This window comes from Streptomyces sp. NPDC088252 (assembly GCF_044740965.1).
In the GTDB taxonomy this organism is placed as follows: Bacteria; Actinomycetota; Actinomycetes; order Streptomycetales; family Streptomycetaceae; genus Streptomyces.
Genome location: NZ_JBIURS010000018.1, coordinates 58904 through 78889, shown reverse-complemented (window position 1 = coordinate 78889; position 19986 = coordinate 58904). Strand labels below are relative to the sequence as shown.

Genomic DNA, 19986 nt, shown 5'->3' with positions numbered 1-19986 from the left:
GGCAGCCGCACCGCCCACCACGAGCGCGCCGCCGATCGCGGTGCCGGTGGCGAGAACACTTCTGCGGGAAGGGGCGGGGGCTGCGGGGACTTCGTTCCGGGACGGGCGGGAAGGGTCCGGTGCTGTGGGCAAGGCGTCTCCTGGCGACTCGTACGCAGGCACATCAATTCATCCGAGCTATTTCTCCAGGGAAAGTAGGCATGAGACATCCATGCGTCAATAGAGCGGAAGAGATCCGATGTGTTTCCTTCCATCTGGACAGTGTCCACTTGGATGTCCATGAGGGTGAGGAGGGTCAGCCCCAGACCACCGCGCCCAGCCACGCCCCCGTCACCAGCAGGCACGCGAAGAGCTCGACGAGCACGGACCAGCCGGTCGCCCGCATCACCGAGCGGACCGACGCCCATCCCGCCCCGCGGCTGCCGAGCCGCAGTCGCTCCGCCCCGTAGATCACGCCCACGTATCCGGCGATCCCGCCCACCACCGGCACCACGAAGAAGCCCACGATCGCGCCGATCCCGCCGAGCATCAGCGTCTTGCGCGGCGCCCCCGACTCATGGGGGCGCCGCGGCGGCAGCAAGGGCTTCAGCGCCTGGTTCAGCAGCAGCAGGGCGGTGGCGCCGATCAGCACGCCCCAGGCCACCGGAGTCACATCCGCCAGTGCCCACCACAGCACGGCGGCCCAGACGATCGCCTGCCCAGGCACCCCCGGGACCAGCACACCGACCAGGCCGAGGAACATGACCAGGCCGACGGCGAGGAGCTGCCACACACCCATCTCACCAGCCTGCCGGAGTCCGGCCGCTCCCGCCCGTCAGCGCGCTCCGGGTGACAAACGTCGGCGCAGCTCAGAGCCGTACCGGCGCGAGGTGAGCACCGCGCCGGGGCATCCGGTGCGACCCCCGCTCAGGCGCGCGGCGTCCGGGACACCCAGCCCCGTTCGTACGCGTGCCAGCCCAGTTGCAGCCGTGTCGACACCCCGGTCATTTCCATCAGACCTTTCACCCGCCGCTGTACGGTCCGCAGTCCGAGTTCCAGCTGCTTCGCCACGCTCGCGTCCGTCAGCCCGGCCAGCAGCAGCGACAGGATCTCCAGGTCCGTCGGATCGGGCCCGTTGGACTCCTCCTCCAGCCATCCGCTCTCACCGAGCCTGAGCGGCATGGCCTCGCGCCACACCGCCTCGAAGAGCCCCATCAGCGACTCCAGCAACCCGGAGGCGTGCACCACCAGTGCCGCGGGCTCGGCGCCCCGCCCGGTCAGCGGCACCATCGCCAGGGCGGTGTCGGCGATCACCAGCTTGGTCGGGACCCGGTCGACGACCCGGCACTGCTCGTCGCGGCTCAGCGCGGCCGACAACTCCAGGATCCCGGACGGGAGCGAGAGGACCTCGCGCTCGACCACCACCCGGAACGACACCCCGCGCGTGGCGGCCTGCTCCTCGGACTCGTTCTCCATCCCGCTCACCGCGATCGGCTTCCCGGTGACCAGGGCGCACACCTCGCTCGTCGCCCCCAACTGCAACTGGTGGAAGCGGTGCGCCACCGCGCTCGCGCCCGTGACCACCTCGACCAGATCGTGCACCGCCGAGTCGGTGGCCTCGGCCCGGTACTCCTCGGCGAGCAGCGCCGCCGCCAACTCCGCCTGCTCCAGCTCGTGACGCTGCTGGGTGAGCAGCGCCCCCAGCGCCACCCCCGGCGGCGCCGCCACCCAACGGCCCGTGCGGGACGAGGACTGGGCGGCCAGCCCGTGCTGTTCCAGTCGGCGCAACGCCCGTTCGGTGTCCGATTCGGGAAGGGTCAGCCGGTGCGCGAGATCGGAGACCTCCGCGGCTCCCACCGCCACGAGCGCGCGGTACGCCGACTCCTGCATCTCGTCGAGACCTATGGCTCCCAACATCCCGAACTCCTCCCGGACGCGTTGATTCCGCACGTGTCTCCGTCGTCGGGCGCCCGGACGTGGCGGAAAGCGGCCACGGCGTAAACCCGCCGTGTACATCATCCCTTTACTGCCCGTCGCTCTGCCAATGTGGCGCCACCGCAGTACCAACAACCTCCGGAAGATTGCGGTTTGCGCAACTTGGTTCCGGATTCACTTGGGGAGAGCGATGCGTCCGATATCGCGTACGGCACTGGGAGCGGCCACCGCCGCCGTCCTCGCCGTCACCGCGATCGCACCGTCCGCGGCAGCGCCGCAGGACGACACGACCGCGAAGAGACCACTGACCGGCAGTGCGGCCGCCGCCGCCAAGGCGACCAAACCGGTCACCGTCACTCTGGTCACCGGGGACAAGGTTCTGGTGAGCACGGACGGTTCGGGGGCCGCGTCGGTCACCGCACTGCCGCGCGAGGACGGCACCGTCCCCCTCGTACAGACCCGGCAGTCCGGCAAGGACCTCTACGTCTACCCCGACACCGCCGCCGCCGCGCTGGGCGCGGGCACGGTCGACGAAGAACTCTTCAACGTCACCGGGCTCATCCGCCAGGGCTACGACGACGCGAGCACCAAGTCGCTGCCGCTGATCGCGGTCTACGGCAAGGGCACAGCCCGCTCCGCGCCCGCCACCCCGCGCGGCGCCAAGCGCGGACTCGCACTCGACGCGATCGACGGCGTCGCGCTCAAGGCGGACAAGGAGAAGGCCGCCGACTTCTGGTCGGACGTCACCGACACCCGTTCCCGCTCGGCCTCCGGCCTGAAGAAGCTCTGGCTCGACCGCAAGGTTCAGGCCACTCTCGACAAGTCGACCAAGCAGATCGGCGCAGACCTCGCCTGGGCCGCCGGATACGACGGCAAGGGCACCAAGGTCGCCGTCCTCGACACCGGTGTCGACGCCGAACACCCCGACCTCAAGGGCCGGATCGCCGCCTCGGAGAACTTCACCGACTCCGACACCACCGACGACCGGCAGGGCCACGGCACCCACACCATCTCCACCGTGGGCGGCTCCGGCGCGGCCAGCGACGGCAAGAAGAAGGGCGTCGCCCCCGGCGCCGACCTGCTCGCGGGCAAGGTCCTCAACGACAGCGGCTCCGGCGCCGAGTCCTGGATCATCGCCGGTATGCAGTGGGCCGTCGACCAGAAGGCCGATGTCGTCTCCATGAGCCTCGGCAGCCCGGAGCCGACCGACTGCACCGATCCGATGAGCGTCGCCGCCGAGGAACTCGCGCAGAACAAGGGCACCCTGTTCGTGATCGCGGCCGGAAACTCGGGACCGACGCTGAACACCGTCTCCTCGCCGGGCTGCGCACCGAGCGTGCTGACCGTCGGCGCCGTCGACCGTGACGACTCCACGGCCCAGTTCTCCAGCCGTGGACCCGTGATCGGCTCGCACACCCTCAAGCCCGAGATCTCGGCGCCCGGCGTCAACATCTCGGCCGCCGCGGCCGGCGGGCGGGGGATCTACGCCTACCGCACCATGTCCGGTACGTCGATGGCCACCCCGCATGTCGCGGGCGCCGCGGCCATCGTGAAGCAGCGTCACCCCGACTGGACGGCCCAGCAGATCAAGGCGGCCCTCGTGTCGTCCGCGAAGAGCGACATCCCCGGCGACGTGCGCGAGACCGGCGGTGGCCGCCTCGACGTGAAGGCCGCCATCGACACCACCGTCGTCGGCGCTCCCGCCGTCCAGGCCGGCACCTTCAACTGGCCGCAGGACAAGAGCGACCGCACGACGGTCGACGTCCCGTACACCAATTCCGGCTCCAAGCCGGTGAAGCTGTCGCTGAAGGTCCAGGGCGTCACCGGCAACGACGGCTCGGCCGTCCGCTCCTCGGTCGCGAAACTCGACGCGAGCACCGTCACCGTCCCGGCCGGGGCCACCGTCGAGGTCCCGCTGCAGATCGACCCGACCGCGAAGCTGAAGGCCGCCCAGTACGGTGATGTCACCGGACGTGTGCTGGCCACGGGCGCCGACGGCGTCAAGGTCTCCACCCCGTTCTCGCTGTACGTCGGCGCCGAGACGGTCACCCTGCGCGTCAAGCTGATCGACCGCACCGGCAAGCCCGCCGCGGGCTCCTCCTCGCTGGACATCATCGGCACCGACACCGCCAGCGGTGAGCGCCGTTTCAACGACGGGGCCACCGATCAGGTCTACCAGGTGCGCCCCGGCGCGTACTTCGTCTCCAGCTTCATCATCTCGCCGGACACCGAGGACGCCACCGGCAGGATGGCCGAGTCCGTCGGCTACCTCGCCAGGCCGCAGCTGGACGTCACCAAGGACACCACCCTGGTGCTGGACGCCCGCAAGGCCCATCGCCTGCAGGTGAAGACGGAGGACCGCACGTCCGAGAACCGCTCCACGACGCTCTCCTTCGGCCGTAGCTGGGACGGTGTCTGGCTGCACTCCGGCTCCGTCACCGGCGGATCCATCGTCAAGAACTACCTGGCCGATGTGCAGGGCAGGGCCAGCGACGGCGACTTCGAGTTCGCCAGCTTCTGGCGCGCCTACGCCCCCCAGATCGAGAAGCTGTCGGTCGTCGGCGGCACCGAACTGCACCCGGTCGCGGCCGGCACCGGCTCCGTCGGCCTCGACGGCACGGGTGAGGCCGCGCTCGTCGACGCGGGCACCGGCACCCCCGACGAGCTGAAGGCCGCCGATGTCCAGGGCAAGATCGCCCTGGTCGCGGTCACCGACGACGGCTCGCTGCTGACCCCGGCACGGAACGCCAAGGCCGCCGGCGCAAAGGCGATCATCGCCCACCGTCCGTCCGCGGGTCCGTGGCAGCCGTCCGTCGGCTACGGCTCCGCGCCGCTGCCCACGCTCGGCATCGAGTCGGGCGAGGCCGATGCCCTGAAGGCCGCCCTGGCCCGGGGCACGGTGAAGCTGAGCTGGAAGGCCACCGCCGCCAGCCCGTTCGTCTACAACCTCGCCTTCCCCGAGACCGGCCCGGTCACCTCGGACCGCACCTACAAGGTCCGCGACAGCAAGCTCGCCAAGTCCACCGCCCATTACGAGGCGATGGGCGTCGCGGCCGACTACGTCGACACGATGATCATCACCCGGCCCTACGGCGGAAGCTACTCCGGCGGCTTCGACACCGTCGCCGTCCCCGGCAAGCGCACCGAGTACTACTCGGCCGGCGACACCGCCTGGCAGCGGTACCTCTCCTCCAGTTTCCCCTGGGGCGAGCTCATGGCGGACCAGCCCCGCACCTACACGGCAGGCTCCACGCGTACGGAGAACTGGTACCGGGGCATCCCGGCCCCGACCGCTCCGCGTGACGCCCAGGGCAAGGCCATGCTCGCCGGCGAACGCCAGGACAACCTGATCGGAGTCGCCCCCGGCTTCTGGAGCGACACCGAGCACGAGGGTCTCCAGGGCTCCTTCGGAGACGCCGGCAACATGCGGCTGACCAGCGGCGGCGTGGTGCTGGGCGAGTCCGGCTGGCCGTCCGGGGTGTTCACCGTCCCGGCCGCGGACGCTGCGTACGAACTCACCATGACGACCGCGAAGTTCGGCCAGCCCGCTGCCGTGTGGAAGAGGTCCACCCAGACCGAGACCACCTGGAAGTTCCGCTCGAAGCGGGACGAGAACGTCTACTCCCAGGGCATTCCCATGCTCTTCCCGGGCTACGACCTGGAGACCGACGGGCTCAAGTCCCTTGCGGCGAAGGACGGTCAGACGATCGGCCTGAGCGTCACCGGGCACGCCGGCTACACGCCCGGCAAGCTGGTCGCGGCCAAGGTCTCGTACTCGTACGACGGCGGCAAGACCTGGACCGGGGCCACCACCGCGCAGCACAACGGCCACTGGACCGCGACTGTGAACCACGCGGACGCGGCCGGCAAGCCGGTCACCCTGAAGACCGAACTGACGGACGCCAACGGCAACTCCGTCGTCCAGACCGTGACCGACGCCTACGCCGTGCGTTGATCACGTCCTGACCGGTCCGCCGGGCGTCCTTCCCGTGGGGGGTGGGGCCGCCCGGCGGACCTTTCGCATGGCCACTTTTCCGGATGCCCCGTTTTCGTACGGGCCGTGCGGTGGACAATAAGGGCATGAGTCAGCAGGGGGAGACGCCCGCCGCCCATGAGGACGACTGGTGGCGCAGGCTGTACGACGAGACCGCCCGGGACACCGGGGCGAGCGATGCGGGCGACAGCCTCGACGACCGCTTCGACTCGGCGTCGGGCACGGTGGGCTCGGGCGGGCACGGAGGGAACAGTTCCGCCACGGTGCATCCTCGGTCCGGCCGGCCGGTCGCCGAGGGCCCCGTCGCTCCCCGAACCGCGGACGTCCCTCAAGGCCCGGCCGTTCCTCGATCCTCCGCAGTCCCCCAAGGCCAGGCCGCTCCTCATGCCTCCGCAGTTCCTCAGGGCCGGACCGCTCCTCCCGCCTCCGACGCCACCGTCACCGCACCGGCCCAGGCGCAGGCACCTCTGCCGGCTCGCGGGCCCGAGCCCGACCACGAACCAGCGCCCGCCGCGCGCCCCGTGATCGGCCATGTGGGTGACCGGCCGCCGACCTACGACGCCGAGCCCACCACGCTGCCCGCCACCGTCCCCCAGGAGCTGGACGGGCTCGTCGCCGACACCGTGCTCGACGGCGCCCGCTACGGGACGTACACCCTGCGCGCCGCCTCCGTACGCGGGGACTCCGCACGGTTCCGGGGCGACCCCCGCCGCGACGCACTGCTCACCGTGCGCTTCGGCACCGAGAGGAACGCGCTCGTCCTGGTCGCCGTCGCCACCGGGGCTCGGGCCACCGGGCGGGCACATCTGGCGGCGGCCGATGCCTGTCGCTGGATCGGCGGTGCCGTGGGCCGTAGTCATTCGAGGCTCGCCGAGGACATAAGGGCGGGCCGCCGCGACGATCTCAAGTCCGGCCTGCACCGGCTCACCGACCGTGGTTACGGGAAATTGCGCGCCCGCGCGGCCGAACTCGGGCTCGAACCGCGCGAGTACACGGCGGACCTGCGCTGCCTCCTGCTCTCGGCCGATCCCGACTGTCGTACCAGGATCTTCTTCGGCGTCGGAGCCGGTGGGCTCTTCCGGCTGCGCGACGGTGTCTGGCAGGACCTCGAACCGGAGGTTCCGGACACCGGTGGTGCCGGGGGCGTCGTCGGCGAAGCCATGGCCGGATTCGGCGCCCCGCCCACCGGGAGCGGCCCCCGGAGAGGTTTCGGGAGTCGTTCCGAGAGCAGCCCCGGGGGCGTCCGCGGCAGTGAGTCCGGCAGTGAGGGCCTCACCACGGATCCGGGGACCACCGCACACCCGTCCTCGTACACGGAGAGCCTTTTGCCGACGCCCGTGGAACCGTTCCGGTTCCGGGCCTCGGTGGCCCGGCCGGGCGACACGCTGTTGCTGTGCAGCACCGGGCTCGCCGAGCCGCTGCGCGGCGAGCCCGCGCTGGCCCGGGAGCTCGCCGAACGCTGGAGCGACGACCTGGCACCCGGGCTCGCGACCTACCTCGCGGACACCCAGCTCAGAGTGAAGGGGTACTCCGACGACCGTACGAGTGTCGGCGTCTGGGAGGCGTAACCGCCCGCGTCATGGGTTGATGGATGCGGAATCCGGAAGCCGAAGCGCGGAAAGGGTACGCACCCATGGCCAAGCAGAACGTGTCGGAGCAGTTCGTCGACATCCTCGTCCGGGCGGGCGTCAAGCGTATGTACGGCGTCGTGGGCGACAGCCTCAACCCGGTCGTCGACGCCATCCGCCGCAACTCGGCCATCGACTGGATCCAGGTCAGGCACGAGGAGACCGCCGCGTTCGCCGCCGGGGCCGAGGCCCAGATCACCGGCTCTCTGGCGGCCTGCGCCGGATCCTGCGGCCCTGGAAATCTGCACCTCATCAACGGTCTCTACGACGCCCACCGCTCCATGGCACCGGTCCTCGCCCTCGCCTCGCACATCCCGTCGAGCGAGATCGGTCTCGGCTACTTCCAGGAGACCCATCCGGAGCTGCTCTTCCAGGAGTGCAGTCACTACAACGAGATGATCTCCAATCCGCAGCAGATGCCCCGGCTGCTCCAGACCGCCATTCAGCACGCGATCGGACGAGGCGGGGTCAGCGTCGTCACCATGCCGGGTGACATCGCATCGCAGCCTGCCCCGGAGAAGTCGATCGAGCACGCCCTGGTCACCTCGCGGCCGACGGTACGGCCCGGGGACGAGGAGATCGAGAAGCTCTGCAGGATGGTCGACGAGGCGAAACGTGTGACATTGTTCTGCGGCAGCGGCACCGCGGGCGCCCACGCCGAGGTGATGGAGTTCGCCGAGCGGGTGAAGGCTCCGGTCGGGCACGCACTGCGCGGCAAGGAGTGGATCCAGTACGACAACCCGTACGACGTCGGAATGAGCGGGCTGCTCGGCTACGGCGCCGCCTACGAGGCGACGAACGAGTGCGATCTCCTCATCCTGCTCGGCACCGACTTCCCCTACAACGCCTTCCTCCCCACCGATGTGAAGATCGTCCAGGTCGACGTGCGCCCCGAGCACCTCGGCCGCCGCTCCAAGCTGGATCTGGCGGTCTGGGGCGATGTCCGCGAGACTCTGCGCTGTCTGACCCCGCGGGTGCAGGCCAAGACCGACCGCAAATTCCTCGACCGGATGCTGAAGAAGCACGCCGACGCGCTGGAGGGCGTCGTCAAGGCGTATACCCGCAAGGTCGAGAAGCACATCCCGATCCATCCGGAGTACGTCGCCTCGGTGCTGGACGACCTGGCCGACGAGGACGCCGTGTTCACCGTCGACACCGGTATGTGCAATGTGTGGGCCGCGCGCTATCTCTCACCCAACGGCAAGCGCCGTGTCATCGGTTCGTTCAGTCATGGCTCGATGGCCAACGCGCTGCCGCAGGCCATCGGTGCCCAGTTCATCGACCGGAACCGGCAGGTGGTGTCGATGTCCGGCGACGGTGGATTCACCATGCTGATGGGGGACTTCCTCACCCTCGTGCAGTACGACCTCCCGGTGAAAGTCGTGCTGTTCAACAACTCCTCCCTGAGCATGGTCGAGCTGGAGATGCTGGTCGCCGGTCTGCCCTCGTTCGGTACGACCAACAAGAACCCGGACTTCGCGGCGATCGCCCGAGCCGCCGGGGCGTACGGCGTACGGGTGGAGAAGCCCAAGCAGCTCGAAAGCGCCCTCAAGGACGCCTTCAAGCACAAGGGCCCGGCACTCGTCGACGTCGTCACCGACCCCAACGCGCTCTCCATCCCGCCGAAGATCAGTGCGGAGATGGTGACCGGCTTCGCGCTCTCCGCCAGCAAGATCGTGCTGGACGGGGGAGTGGGCCGGATGGTCCAGATGGCCCGCTCCAACCTGCGGAACGTGCCCCGCCCCTGATGAACGAACCCGCGGGCCGGGAGGGGCACGAGGGGCGTGGGATGTCACACCTCACGCAGGGGTCAGCCGCACCGTCAGGATCTGGAACGGCCGCAGCGACAGTACGAGACCGTGCTCATCGGCGTCCGCCTCGTGCAGCGGCCGTTCCAGCAGGTCGGTGATCAGGGCCCGCACGACGGGGAACCCGACCCGCATCGTCGTGCGCGCGCGCCCGCCCGCCGACTCGTACAGCCGCACGACGACGTCGCCGCTGCGGTCCTCGGCGAGCTTCACCGACTCCACCGTGACCGCCGGATGCCCCGTGCTGATCAGTGACGGCAGGGCCGGTGCCACCGCCGCTCGCAAGGGCAGATTGAGTGCAAGCCCCTGCTGTACCGCATCCGTGACCTCGCTGCCCGGGGCCAGCGCGTATCCGAACCGGTGCCTGCCGAGGTCGGTCTCCGGGTCCGGACTGTGCGGGGCGCGGAGCAGCGTCAGCCGTACGGTTGTGCCCAGGCCTGCGGCGTGCGGGGTCCGGGTCACGTCGTGTCCGTACGTCGAGTCGTTGAGCAGGGCGATGCCGTAAGCCGGCTCGGCGACCCGGAGCCAACGATGGGCGCAGATCTCGAAGCGGGCCGCGTCCCAGCTGGTGTTGTCGTGCGTGGGCCGGTGGATGTGCCCGAACTGGATCTCGGCCGTGGACCGTTCGGCATGCACATCGAGCGGGAACGATGCCTTGAGGACCTTCTCCGACTCCTGCCAGTCCACCTCCGTGTCGATGTCGATCCGTCGGCTGTCCGCGGTCAGTCGGATCTCCTGCACGAGGCGCGACGCCCCGAACGACCGCGTCACGCGGACGGCGGCCCGCAACGGCCCCTCCTCGATGAGCTCGACGGAGTCGGCCTCGGTGAGATCGGTGTGGGTGCGGCGGTAGTGCCGGTCGATGTCCCACGCGTCCCAGTGATTGGGGTGATCCGGATGCAGCTGGAGGAGGTTGGCCCGATGGCCGGGGACGAGCACGTCCCGCCGCGCGCCGAGATCGCGCACGGCGGCGATCAGCCCGTCGCCGTCGACGACGACACGCAGCAGTCCGTTGTCGAGCACGAAGCCCCCGCCCGACAGGCCGTTCTTCGGCCTGTCCGCCGCCCCGTCGACCGACCGATCCGCCGGCCGGCCCGACGCCCCGTCGACCGGCCGATCCACCGGCCCGTTCGTCGGTTTCTGTGCCGTTTCCGTCGTCGGCCCGCTCCCGGGTCCGGATTTCGTGGGCTCGTCCGCACGCTCCGTCGCAGGCCCGTCCGTGTACCGGGTCGCCATGACCGCGTGCTCGGGGACCGCCGAGCCGTCCAGCCGGCCCGCGCCCAGGCCGGGGGCCTGCGCCAGCACTGCCGTGCGTCCGCCGCCCAGCGGCTGTGCGTACGCGCCCGAGGGCAGCACCGCACTTGCCTCCGCGTCCAGCTCCATCACCTGACTGCGCTGATACGGAGAGGAGTTGAGCGCTACCAGGTCTCTTGTCCCACCCAATGCCGCCACCGCTTCCGCCACCGCATCGGCCAGCTCCCTCCGCACCAATTCATAGGTCTCGCGCGCTTCGCGGTGCACCCAGGCGATCGACGAGCCGGGCAGGATGTCATGGAATTGATGGAGCAGTACCGACTTCCACAGCCGGTCCAGCGTCTCGTACGGGTAGCGGTGGCCGGGTGAACGCAGCGTCGCCGCCGTCGCCCACAACTCGGCCTCACGCAAGAGGTGTTCGCTGCGTCGATTGCCCTGTTTGGTCTCGGCCTGAGTGGTGTACGTGCCCCGGTGCAGCTCCAGATACAGCTCGCCCGACCAGACCGGCGCGTGCGCTCCGTACTCCGCCTCGGCCGTCGCGAAGAACGCCGACGGACTCTCGATCCGGACCCGGGGCGAACCCTCCAGATCTCTGAGCCTGCGCGCCTTCTCCAGCATCTCGCGCGTGGGACCGCCCCCGCCGTCGCCCCAGCCGAACGGCACGAGGGAGCGGGTCGCGAGGCCCTTCTCCGCGAAGTTCTTTTCTGCGTGGGCGAGTTCGTGGCCATGGAGCTGTGCGTTGTAGGTGTCCACGGGCGGGAAGTGGGTGAAGACCCTGGTCCCGTCGATGCCCTCCCACCAGAAGGTGTGATGTGGCATTTGATTGCTCTGGTTCCAGGACAGTTTCTGGGTCAGGAACCACTTCACCCCTGCCAGTCGTGCCAGCTGAGGGAACGCGCCGGTGTAGCCGAACGAGTCCGGCAGCCAGATCTCCTCGGTATCCACCCCCAGCTCCTGTTCGAAGAACCGTTTGCCGTGCACGAGCTGCCGGGCCAGCGCCTCGCCGCCCGGCATATTCGCGTCGGACTCCACCCACATCGATCCGACGGGTGTCCATCGGCCTGCTGCCACGGCCTGCTTGACGCGCTCCCAGATGTGCGGCTGATGCTCCTTCACCCATGCGTAGTGCTGAGCCTGCGACGCGGCGAAGACGAGCTCCGGATAGTCCTGGGTCAACGCGGTGACATTGGCGAAGGTGCGCGATGTCTTGCGCACCGTCTCGCGCAGCGGCCACAGCCAGGCCGAGTCGATGTGCGCATGACCGATGGCCGAGATCCGGTGCGCGCCGGCCGCCGCCGGACGGGACAGAGTCTCGGCCAGCTTCGCCCGGCCGGCCGGCGCCGTGCCCGTCACGTCGTGCAGATCCACTGCATCAAGCATGCGTTCGAGTGCCCGCAGGATCTCGTGCCGTCGGGAACGGTCCACGGGAAGCTCCCGCATCAGCTCGGTGAGCACCTCGATGTCCAGCACGAGATGCCAGACCTCCTCGTCGAGCACGGCGAGGTCCGCGGAGGTGAACCGGTACAGGGGTCGGTGCCCCGCCGTCGTCACGTCCCCGAGCGGCGTCGGCACGAAGCCGTGCTCCAGCACCGACGGGTTGGCCGCGGCCTCCAGCAGCAGTGAGACCGGTTCGCCGCCCATCGCTGGGGACGCGACCGTCAGATGCCGATTGCGCGGATGGACACCCTTGAGGGGGACCCCAGCCGCGTCGTACAGCATCCCCTCGGCCTGGAATCCGGGCCCTTGGCCGGAGAAGCCCGGGTCGACGACCACCTCGACCCGTCGCCCCGCCCATTCCCGGGGCACGCTTCCCTCCAACCGGAACCAACTGGTGGACCACGGCTCCCCCCACTCCGTGCCGGTCCTGAACGGTTCGAACGTTCCTGCCAGTGCCTGATCCACCGGTACGGGCTCACCGGGGATGTGCCGCACGGACAGCGCGAGCGGGGTCCGGTCCGGGTACTGGGCGGGGCGGATGAACTGGTGAAGGGCCCGTTCGAGCCGGTCCTCCACCTGGGGGCGGTCGTCATGCATCGCGGCTCCTCGGGATCGGTGCCTCGGGGTGTCCATGGCTCCACTTCCCCGGAGGCCGGGCCGGCACCCGTGCGAGCACGCCGACAGGGTGACGGCTGATCAACTGCCCCCGCACACACCCTTGGCGCCCCACAAGCAATGTGACATATTACTGCCGTGCTCATGAGACAGCCCCTGGATGTCGTCATCGTCGGGGCCGGAGTGGTCGGTGCCGCCTGCGCCTACTACGCCTCCCGGTCCGGACTGTCCGTAGCCGTCGTCGACCGCGGGCCGGTCGCCGGAGGCACCACCGGAGCCGGGGAGGGCAACCTCCTGGTCTCCGACAAAGTGCCCGGCCCCGAACTCGAACTCGCCCTGTTTTCCGCAGCACTATGGGGCCGACTGGCGCAGGACCTGCCGCCGCGCATCGAGTACGAACTCAAGGGCGGCCTGGTCGTGGCGGCGTCCGAGGATTCCCTGGCCACCCTGTCGGCGACGGCGGACGGACAACGGGGAGCGGGGGTCGAGGCGTACCACGTCACATCCGATCGACTCCGCGATGTCGAGCCCCACCTCGCACCGAGCCTTGCCGGAGGCTGTCACTACCCACAGGACGCTCAGGTCCAACCTGCCCTGGCGACGGCCGAGTTGCTGCGGGCGGCCGGTCGGGCCGGGGCGCGCCTGTGCCCGGGGCAGGAGGTCGTCGGGATACTCAGGGGCCGGGGCGGGGCGGTGCGGGGGGTGCGTACCGCACGGGGCGAACTGATCGCCTCCGTCGTCGTCAACGCGGCGGGCACCTGGGGCGGTGAGCTCGCCGCGCTGGCCGGGGTGGACCTACCGGTCCTGCCGCGCAGGGGGTTCGTGCTCGTCACCGAGCCGTTGCCCCGGCTGATCCGGCACAAGGTCTATGCGGCGGAGTACGTGGCCGATGTGTCGAGCGGGTCCGCCGCGCTGCAGACCTCGCCCGTGGTGGAGGGGACGCCCTCGGGGCCGGTCCTGATCGGCGCCAGCCGCGAGCGGGTCGGCTTCGACCGGACGTTGTCCGTGCCGGTGGTCGCCCGGCTGGCCGCGCAAGCCGCCGCCCTGTTCCCGGTACTGGAGGACGTTCGGGTGTTGCGCGCCTACCACGGGTTCCGCCCCTATCTGCCCGATCACCTGCCCGCGATCGGCCCGGATCCCAGAGTGCCGGGCCTCTTCCACGCCTGTGGTCACGAAGGAGCCGGGATAGGCCTGGCCCCCGCGACCGGTCGGCTGATCGCCGACGCGATCCACGGGCGGCGCTCCGTACTCGATCTCGGTCCGTTCGCGCCGGACCGGTTCGATACCGCATGCCATGTCACATGACGGCGGAGACGGCGCGGATGCTCCAGGAGGGGGCGCCGCGTCCGGCGCGAGCACCCGCGCGGCGCGGGGGAGGGCTCCTGGTGCACAGGGAACCCCCGCCGTGCCCCGAAGAAGCCCTGTGTGCCCGAGGAAGAGAAGGCGTTCTGCCCCAGGAGAGGACCCTGTGAGACGCACCCGAGCGCGTACCCCGGCCGAACTCGTCGGGGCCGAGCCCGAACCGGAATTCCAGCTGACCTTCGACGGACGCCCGATCCGGGGACTGCCGGGGCAGAGCATCGCCGCCACACTGTGGTCGGCGGGCATCCTGACCTGGCGCACCACCCGGGTCCATGGTCGGCCGAGAGGAGCCTTCTGCGGTATCGGTGCCTGCTACGACTGTCTGGCCACCGTCAACGGCAGACCCAACCAGCGTGCATGTCTGCTCCCCGCCCACCCCGGCGACGCCATCACCACGCAGGAGGGCGACGGCCATGCCTCGATCGACGGATGACCGCCGGCCACGGGACGCGTACCGTGCCGAACTCGCCGTGGTGGGTGCGGGTCCGGCCGGCCTGGCCGCAGCGGTCACGGCGGCCGACCACGGCTTGGACGTGCTTCTGCTGGACGCGGCCGACACACCGGGCGGACAGTACTACCGCAGCCCCGCCGACGGGCTCGGCGCCACTCGGCCCGATGCACTCCACCACGGCTGGTCCGTCTTCGCCGGACTCTCCGCGCGGCTCGCGGCGCACCGCGAATCGGGCGCGATCAGGCATCTCGCCGGCCACCAGGTGTGGTCGGTCGAACGAGCGCGTGACGGCGACTGGATCCTCCATGCGGTCACCGGAGCCGAGGGGGAGCGCCGGCATGCCGTCACGGGGCGCCGACTGCTGCTGGCGACGGGCGCCCATGAACGTCAACTTCCCTTTTCCCGTTGGACACTTCCTGGTGTCGTCGGTGCGGCCGGCGCCCAAGCCATGCTCAAGTCAGGCCTGACGCTGCCGGGCCGCCGGATCGTGGTCGCGGGGAGCGGGCCGCTCCTGCAGGCCGTCGCACTGTCGCTGACGCGTGCCGGTGCGAGCGTTCCGGCACTGATCGAGGCGTCCGGTTACGTGGCCTATGCGCGCGCTCCCCACGTGCTGGCAGCCAACCCCGGCAAGGCGGCGGAGGGAGTCCGGTACGGTACGGCGCTGGCCCGCGCCGGGGTCCGGGTCCTGACGCACCGGGCGGTCACCGAAGTGCACGGCGACACGCGGGTGGAGGCGGTGACCGTCAGCCGGGTGAACCGTCGTTGGAGTCCCGTGCCGGGGACCGGACGCGAGATCCCCTGCGACGTGCTCGCCGTGGGACACGGGCTCGTCCCTCAGCTGGAACTCGCCGTGGCACTGGGCTGCACCACGCGCGTCTGTGCCGACGGTACGCATGCGGTCGCTCTCGACGAACAGCTCCGGACCACCGTGTCGGGGGTCTGGGCAGCCGGCGAGACCGGCGGCATCGGTGGCGTGGAACTCGCCCTGTGCGAAGGAGAGCTGGCGGCGCTGTCGGTTGTTCGCGAGGTACGGGGTGGGGTGCGGAGGGGAGCGGCGCGCAGGGCGATCGCCCTGCGCCGGTCCCGGAGTCGTCTGCGCGCCTTCGCTGCATTGATGGGCGCCGTGCACCGGCCGGGGGAGGGGTGGAGCGAGTGGCCGGCCGACGACACGGAGGTCTGCCGTTGCGAAGAGGTCACGGCGGGCCGGATCCGAACCGCTTGCGAGGAGCTCGGGGCCGGTGACGCCAGGACCGTCAAGCTGCTCACCCGTGCCGGAATGGGGTGGTGCCAGGGCCGGACCTGCGGATTCGCCGTCCGAGAACTCTCCGCTGCGCACGGCACCGGACGCGGCGCCGGAGCAGAGCCGGACGGCCCGGACCGGCGCCCACTGGCCTGTCCCGTGAAACTGTCCGCACTCGCCGATCTGGCCGACCCCGGGTAGGCCCGCGGCACCCCGACTCCCCCGGTACCGCCGACACGCCCCTGCCACTCCACGGCACCGCGCCGCCGATCGCTGCCCACTCATTCATCACACCGTGACATGTCACACCCTTCAAGGAGCCACGATGCAGACGAACGCACACCCGCGCACCCGACCCTGGCACGGCGTCATGGTTGCCACCCCGCTCACCCTGCGCGACGACTGCACGATCGACTACGACGCCTATGCCGAGCACGTCCAACAGCTCATCGATGCGGGCTGCGACGGTGTGGTGCCCAACGGGTCACTGGGGGAGTACCAGACCCTGACCGAAGGCGAACGCGAGCAGGTGGTCCGGGTAGCCGTCGAAGCGGCGGGCGACGGCAGCCGCGTCATGCCGGGCGTCTCCGCCTACGGCAGCGTGGAGTCACGGCGCTGGGCGGAACAGGCCGCGGAGGCGGGCGCCGGTTCCGTGCTGCTTCTGCCACCCAACGGCTACCGCTGCGAGGACGCGGCGGTCCGCGCCCACTACTCGGAGGTCGCCCGTGTCGGGGTTCCGGTCGTGGCGTACAACAACCCTTACGACACCAAGGTGGATCTGACCCCCGGCCTGCTCGCCGCGCTCCACCAGGACGGCAGCGTCGTGGCGGTCAAGGAGTTCAGCGGTGACGTCCGACGGGCGTACGAGATCGCCGAACAGGCGCCCGGTCTCGATCTGCTCGTGGGTGCCGACGACGTGCTGCTGGAACTGGCACTCGCCGGGGCCGTCGGCTGGATCGCGGGCTGCCCGAACATGTTGCCGTCCTGCTGCGTCGAGCTGTACCGAGCCGCTGTGACAGGTGATATGGCAACAGCGCTCCCGCTGTACCGGGAACTGCACGCCCTGCTTCGGTGGGACTCGAAGCCGGAGTTCGTCCAGGCCATCAAGGCATCCATGGATGTCGCCGGACGGCACGGCGGGCGTACCCGTCCGCCGCGCCTTCCTCTGCCCGACGAGGACGCGGCCGCCGTACGTGCCGCGACGGAGAAGGCACTGGCCGCAGGTCTCGGGTGACCGCCTGACCGCCTGACCGCCGTTCCGTACGCATACGCCGGATCGCCACCTGACCCGGCCCCGTTGCGTACGCCGACCTCGGGTCGCGGCTCGCCCCGGCCGCGTTCTCTCCGCGTACTCCGCGTACTCCGCGTACTCCGCGTACTCCGCGTACTCCGCGTACTTCTCGTTCATCGTTTTCGTCGTGACGAACCAGGGGGAGCCTTGCAGACACGTCATATCTTCCATGCGGTCGACTCACACACCGAGGGCATGCCCACCCGCGTCATCACCGGCGGCATCGGCACCATTCCGGGCGCCACCATGGCCGAACGGCGCAGATACTTCCAGGAGCACCGGGACGCCGTGCGCACCCTGCTCATGTACGAACCGCGAGGCCACGCAGCCATGAGCGGCGCGATCCTTCAGCCGCCCACCAGGCCCGACGCGGACTTCGGCGTGCTCTACATAGAGGTCTCCGGCTTTCTGCCGATGTGCGGTCACGGAACCATAGGGGTCGCGACCGTTCTGGTGGAGACCGGCATGGTCGAGGTCACCGAACCCGTCACAACCGTGCGGCTGGACACCCCGGCCGGACTCGTCGGTGTCGACGTGCACGTGCGGGACGGCGCGGCGACGGCTGTCACCCTGACCAACGTGCCCGCGTTCAGCGTCGGTCTCGACCGGACGGTGGACGTACCCGGCCACGGAACGGTGCGGTACGACCTCGCCTACGGCGGCAACTTCTACGCGATGGTGCAACTCTCCGACCTCGGGCTGCCCTTCGACCGGGCGCGCAAGGACGACATCCTGTCGGCCGGACTCGCCCTGATGGACGCGGTCAACGCCGCTGATCGGCCCGTCCATCCGGAGGACCCCGGGATTCACGGCCTCAAGCACGTGCAGTTCATCGCACCCGGTTCCGACGCGCGCCACTCCCGGCATGCGATGGCGATCCACCCCGGCTGGTTCGACCGGTCGCCCTGCGGAACAGGTACCTCGGCACGCATGGCGCAGTTGCACGCCCGCGGTGAACTCCCGCTGGACCGCGACTTCGTGAACGAGTCGTTCATCGGCACCTCGTTCACCGGGCGACTGGTCGAGCAGACCACCGTGGGCGGTCTGCCGGCCGTCGTCCCGACTGTCACGGGCCGCGCCTGGATCACCGGTACCGCACAATTCTTCCTGAACCCGTCCGATCCGTTCCCAGAAGGATTCCTGCTGTGAAACTGCCCCTGCTCGGCGCCGACGACATCGAGGCTCTGGGACCGACCGGAGCCGTGAACGCCCTGGAGGCGGCGCTGAGCGGGGGACTCGATCCGGAGACGTCCCCGGCCCGGCACCATGTCACCGTGCCCGGCGGTGAACTGCTGATCATGTCTGCCACCACGCAGCGGATGACCGGGGTGAAGATCGCCGGAGTCGCTCCCGGCAATCCGGCACGTGGCCTGCCCCGGATCACCGGAAGCTATTTGCTGCTCGACGGTTCCACCCTGCTGCCGATCGCCCTGCTCGACGGTGCCGCGCTCACCACGCTGCGCACACCGGCCGTGTCCGCACTCGCGATCCGGCACCTCACGGAGCCCGTGCTGCGTCACGCGGTGCTCTTCGGAACCGGCCCCCAGGCGTACGGCCACCTTGCCGCGTTGCTCGCCGAACGGCAGGTCGAACGGGTCTCCGTGATCGGCCGTACCCCGCAACGCGTCGCCGCACTGGTCGAGCATGCCCGCCGACTCGGCGTGGACGCCCGTGCGGGCGGGCCGCACGGGGCGCAGGAGGTGCCCACGGCCGATCTGGTGCTCTGCTGCACCACGTCCGCCACCCCGCTCTTCGACGGCACCCTCGTGCCGGACGGGGGGACGGTCGTCGCGGTCGGTTCGCACACCCCGGACGGCAGGGAGGTCGACACCGCTCTGGTGTCACGTTCCGCCGTGTTCGTCGAATCGAGGGCGGCAGCCCTGGCGGAGGCGGGAGACCTGCTGATCCCGATGTCGGAGGGAGCCTTCAGCGCCGAGGACATCGCCGCCAACCTCGCCGAGCTGGTGACCGGGGGCGGCCTCGTCGGACGACCGGCCGGGTGCGTGGGCCCCCGGTTCTTCAAGAGCGTCGGCATGGGCTGGGAAGACCTTGCGGTCGCCGCTGCGGTGCACGGGAGGCCGGTGTTCTGACCGAGTTGTCCACAGGCCGGGAACGACAGGCCCGAGCGGAAACGTGACATTGTATTCTGAGGGCCCGTACGGCGCTGGAGGAACACATATGGCCCGCCTGACGACGCTCAACGCCATCTCGGCGCAAGAGCACTTGCGCGACAGAGTGGCGAACGCCCTCCGAGCGGCCCTGATCGCCGGCGACCTCCGTCCGGGCATGATCTACTCCGCTCCCGCACTCGCCGCCGAGTTCGGGGTGTCCGCCACCCCGGTGCGCGAGGCCATGCTCGACCTGGCGCGTGAGGGCCTGGTCGAAGCCGTCCGCAACAAGGGCTTTCGGATCACCGAGTTGACCGAGCAGGACCTGGACGACTTCACCGAACTCCGCGCCATGATCGAGGTACCCACCGTCGGCCGCATCGCCAGGATGGGCAAGACCAGGGAGCTGAAGGCGCTACGGCCGCTCGCCCTGGCGATCGTCGACGCGGCGGCCGACCACGACATCATCGGTTATCTGGAGGCGGACCGTCGCTTCCATCTCGAACTGCTCGGGCTGGCCGGCAACCGCCGGCTGGTGGAGGAGGTCAGCAGCCTGCGCAAGCGATCGCGTCTCTTCGGGCTCAACCGGCTGGCTGCGACGGGGCAGTTGACCGTATCGGCCGAGGAGCACGTCCAACTGCTCGACCTCGTGATCGCCGGCGAAGCCCAGCGCGCCGAGACCTGCATGCTGACCCATATGTCACATGTCAGATCGCTCTGGGCCGAGGAGGAGGACGGGGATCCCGGCGAGGGCGGCATCCGGATCAGCAGGGTGTCGATGCCGGTCGCCGAGGTCTGAACCGCCTGACCGGCTGCGGGACCCCTGGGTGGTCTCTCCGCCCCCTCGGCCGCCCCATGGCAGGGGCGGCCGTTGAAGCGAACCG

General features: G+C 70.2%; 13 protein-coding genes. 10 read left to right on the top strand and 3 right to left on the bottom strand.

Annotated features, from left to right (window positions below):
* Positions 1 to 295: 295 nt before the first annotated feature.
* Together ACIOHC_RS30215 and ACIOHC_RS30210 are read right to left on the bottom strand one after the other, a co-directional pair.
* Positions 296 to 778, bottom strand: a complete 483-nt coding sequence (locus ACIOHC_RS30215) for a DUF456 domain-containing protein (RefSeq protein WP_351073766.1) — start codon at positions 776 to 778, stop codon at positions 296 to 298.
* 128 nt (positions 779 to 906) lie between these two features.
* The gene (locus ACIOHC_RS30210; RefSeq protein ID WP_351073764.1) at positions 907 to 1896 is read right to left on the bottom strand and encodes a helix-turn-helix domain-containing protein; all 990 of its coding nucleotides are present in this window, start codon (positions 1894 to 1896) and stop codon (positions 907 to 909) included.
* Positions 1897 to 2104: 208 nt separating this feature from the next.
* Here ACIOHC_RS30210 and ACIOHC_RS30205 point away from each other — a divergent pair, with 208 nt between their 5' ends.
* From ACIOHC_RS30205 to ACIOHC_RS30195, 3 genes are all read left to right on the top strand, one after another.
* Entirely contained in the window at positions 2105 to 5869 is a 3765-nt protein-coding gene (locus ACIOHC_RS30205) for a S8 family serine peptidase (RefSeq protein ID WP_351073762.1), read from the top strand.
* Positions 5870 to 5994: 125 nt separating this feature from the next.
* Positions 5995 to 7476 (top strand): protein phosphatase 2C domain-containing protein, encoded by a 1482-nt coding sequence (locus ACIOHC_RS30200; RefSeq protein WP_351073760.1) that lies wholly within the window; start codon positions 5995 to 5997, stop codon positions 7474 to 7476.
* A gap of 65 nt (positions 7477 to 7541) precedes the next feature.
* A complete protein-coding gene (locus ACIOHC_RS30195) occupies positions 7542 to 9284 on the top strand; it encodes a pyruvate dehydrogenase (protein WP_351073758.1) in 1743 nt (580 codons plus the stop codon).
* 51 nt (positions 9285 to 9335) lie between these two features.
* Here the strand turns inward: ACIOHC_RS30195 and ACIOHC_RS30190 are convergent, their stop codons facing one another.
* Entirely contained in the window at positions 9336 to 12632 is a 3297-nt protein-coding gene (locus tag ACIOHC_RS30190) for a glycoside hydrolase family 38 C-terminal domain-containing protein (RefSeq protein ID WP_351073757.1), read from the bottom strand.
* 156 nt (positions 12633 to 12788) lie between these two features.
* Here ACIOHC_RS30190 and ACIOHC_RS30185 point away from each other — a divergent pair, with 156 nt between their 5' ends.
* The 7 genes from ACIOHC_RS30185 to ACIOHC_RS30155 all read left to right on the top strand — a co-directional run bounded on the left by ACIOHC_RS30185 (position 12789) and on the right by ACIOHC_RS30155 (position 19901).
* A complete protein-coding gene (locus tag ACIOHC_RS30185; RefSeq protein WP_389636375.1) occupies positions 12789 to 13955 on the top strand; it encodes an NAD(P)/FAD-dependent oxidoreductase in 1167 nt (388 codons plus the stop codon).
* Positions 13956 to 14118: 163 nt separating this feature from the next.
* Positions 14119 to 14445, top strand: a complete 327-nt coding sequence (locus tag ACIOHC_RS30180; protein WP_351073753.1) for a (2Fe-2S)-binding protein — start codon at positions 14119 to 14121, stop codon at positions 14443 to 14445.
* The gene (locus ACIOHC_RS30175; protein ID WP_351073751.1) at positions 14426 to 15904 is read left to right on the top strand and encodes an NAD(P)/FAD-dependent oxidoreductase; all 1479 of its coding nucleotides are present in this window, start codon (positions 14426 to 14428) and stop codon (positions 15902 to 15904) included. Before ACIOHC_RS30180 ends, ACIOHC_RS30175 begins: the two co-directional genes overlap by 20 nt.
* A 124-nt stretch (positions 15905 to 16028) precedes the next feature.
* Positions 16029 to 16937: a dihydrodipicolinate synthase family protein gene (locus ACIOHC_RS30170; protein WP_365691858.1), complete on the top strand. Its 909-nt coding sequence runs from the start codon at positions 16029 to 16031 to the stop codon at positions 16935 to 16937.
* Between the two features lie 204 nt (positions 16938 to 17141).
* Positions 17142 to 18143 carry a proline racemase family protein gene (locus ACIOHC_RS30165; RefSeq protein ID WP_351073747.1) on the top strand — a complete coding sequence of 334 codons (1002 nt, stop codon included), beginning with the start codon at positions 17142 to 17144 and terminating at the stop codon, positions 18141 to 18143.
* Positions 18140 to 19084, top strand: coding sequence for an ornithine cyclodeaminase family protein (locus tag ACIOHC_RS30160; RefSeq protein ID WP_351073745.1), 945 nt, complete (start codon positions 18140 to 18142; stop codon positions 19082 to 19084). Before ACIOHC_RS30165 ends, ACIOHC_RS30160 begins: the two co-directional genes overlap by 4 nt.
* An 88-nt stretch (positions 19085 to 19172) precedes the next feature.
* Positions 19173 to 19901 carry a GntR family transcriptional regulator gene (locus ACIOHC_RS30155; protein WP_401844755.1) on the top strand — a complete coding sequence of 243 codons (729 nt, stop codon included), beginning with the start codon at positions 19173 to 19175 and terminating at the stop codon, positions 19899 to 19901.
* Positions 19902 to 19986 lie beyond the last annotated feature (85 nt).

What these genes read in the sequence shown, in the direction of transcription:
- ACIOHC_RS30210 (WP_351073764.1), bottom strand. Translation starts at nt 1,896, where the DNA reads ATGTTGGGAGCCATAGGTCTCGACGAGATGCAGGAGTCGGCGTACCGC.
- ACIOHC_RS30190 (WP_351073757.1), bottom strand. Translation starts at nt 12,632, where the DNA reads ATGCATGACGACCGCCCCCAGGTGGAGGACCGGCTCGAACGGGCCCTT.
- ACIOHC_RS30195 (WP_351073758.1), top strand. Translation starts at nt 7,542, where the DNA reads ATGGCCAAGCAGAACGTGTCGGAGCAGTTCGTCGACATCCTCGTCCGG.
- ACIOHC_RS30215 (WP_351073766.1), bottom strand. Translation starts at nt 778, where the DNA reads ATGGGTGTGTGGCAGCTCCTCGCCGTCGGCCTGGTCATGTTCCTCGGC.
- ACIOHC_RS30205 (WP_351073762.1), top strand. Translation starts at nt 2,105, where the DNA reads ATGCGTCCGATATCGCGTACGGCACTGGGAGCGGCCACCGCCGCCGTC.
- ACIOHC_RS30200 (WP_351073760.1), top strand. Translation starts at nt 5,995, where the DNA reads ATGAGTCAGCAGGGGGAGACGCCCGCCGCCCATGAGGACGACTGGTGG.
- ACIOHC_RS30170 (WP_365691858.1), top strand. Translation starts at nt 16,029, where the DNA reads ATGCAGACGAACGCACACCCGCGCACCCGACCCTGGCACGGCGTCATG.
- ACIOHC_RS30175 (WP_351073751.1), top strand. Translation starts at nt 14,426, where the DNA reads ATGCCTCGATCGACGGATGACCGCCGGCCACGGGACGCGTACCGTGCC.
- ACIOHC_RS30155 (WP_401844755.1), top strand. Translation starts at nt 19,173, where the DNA reads ATGGCCCGCCTGACGACGCTCAACGCCATCTCGGCGCAAGAGCACTTG.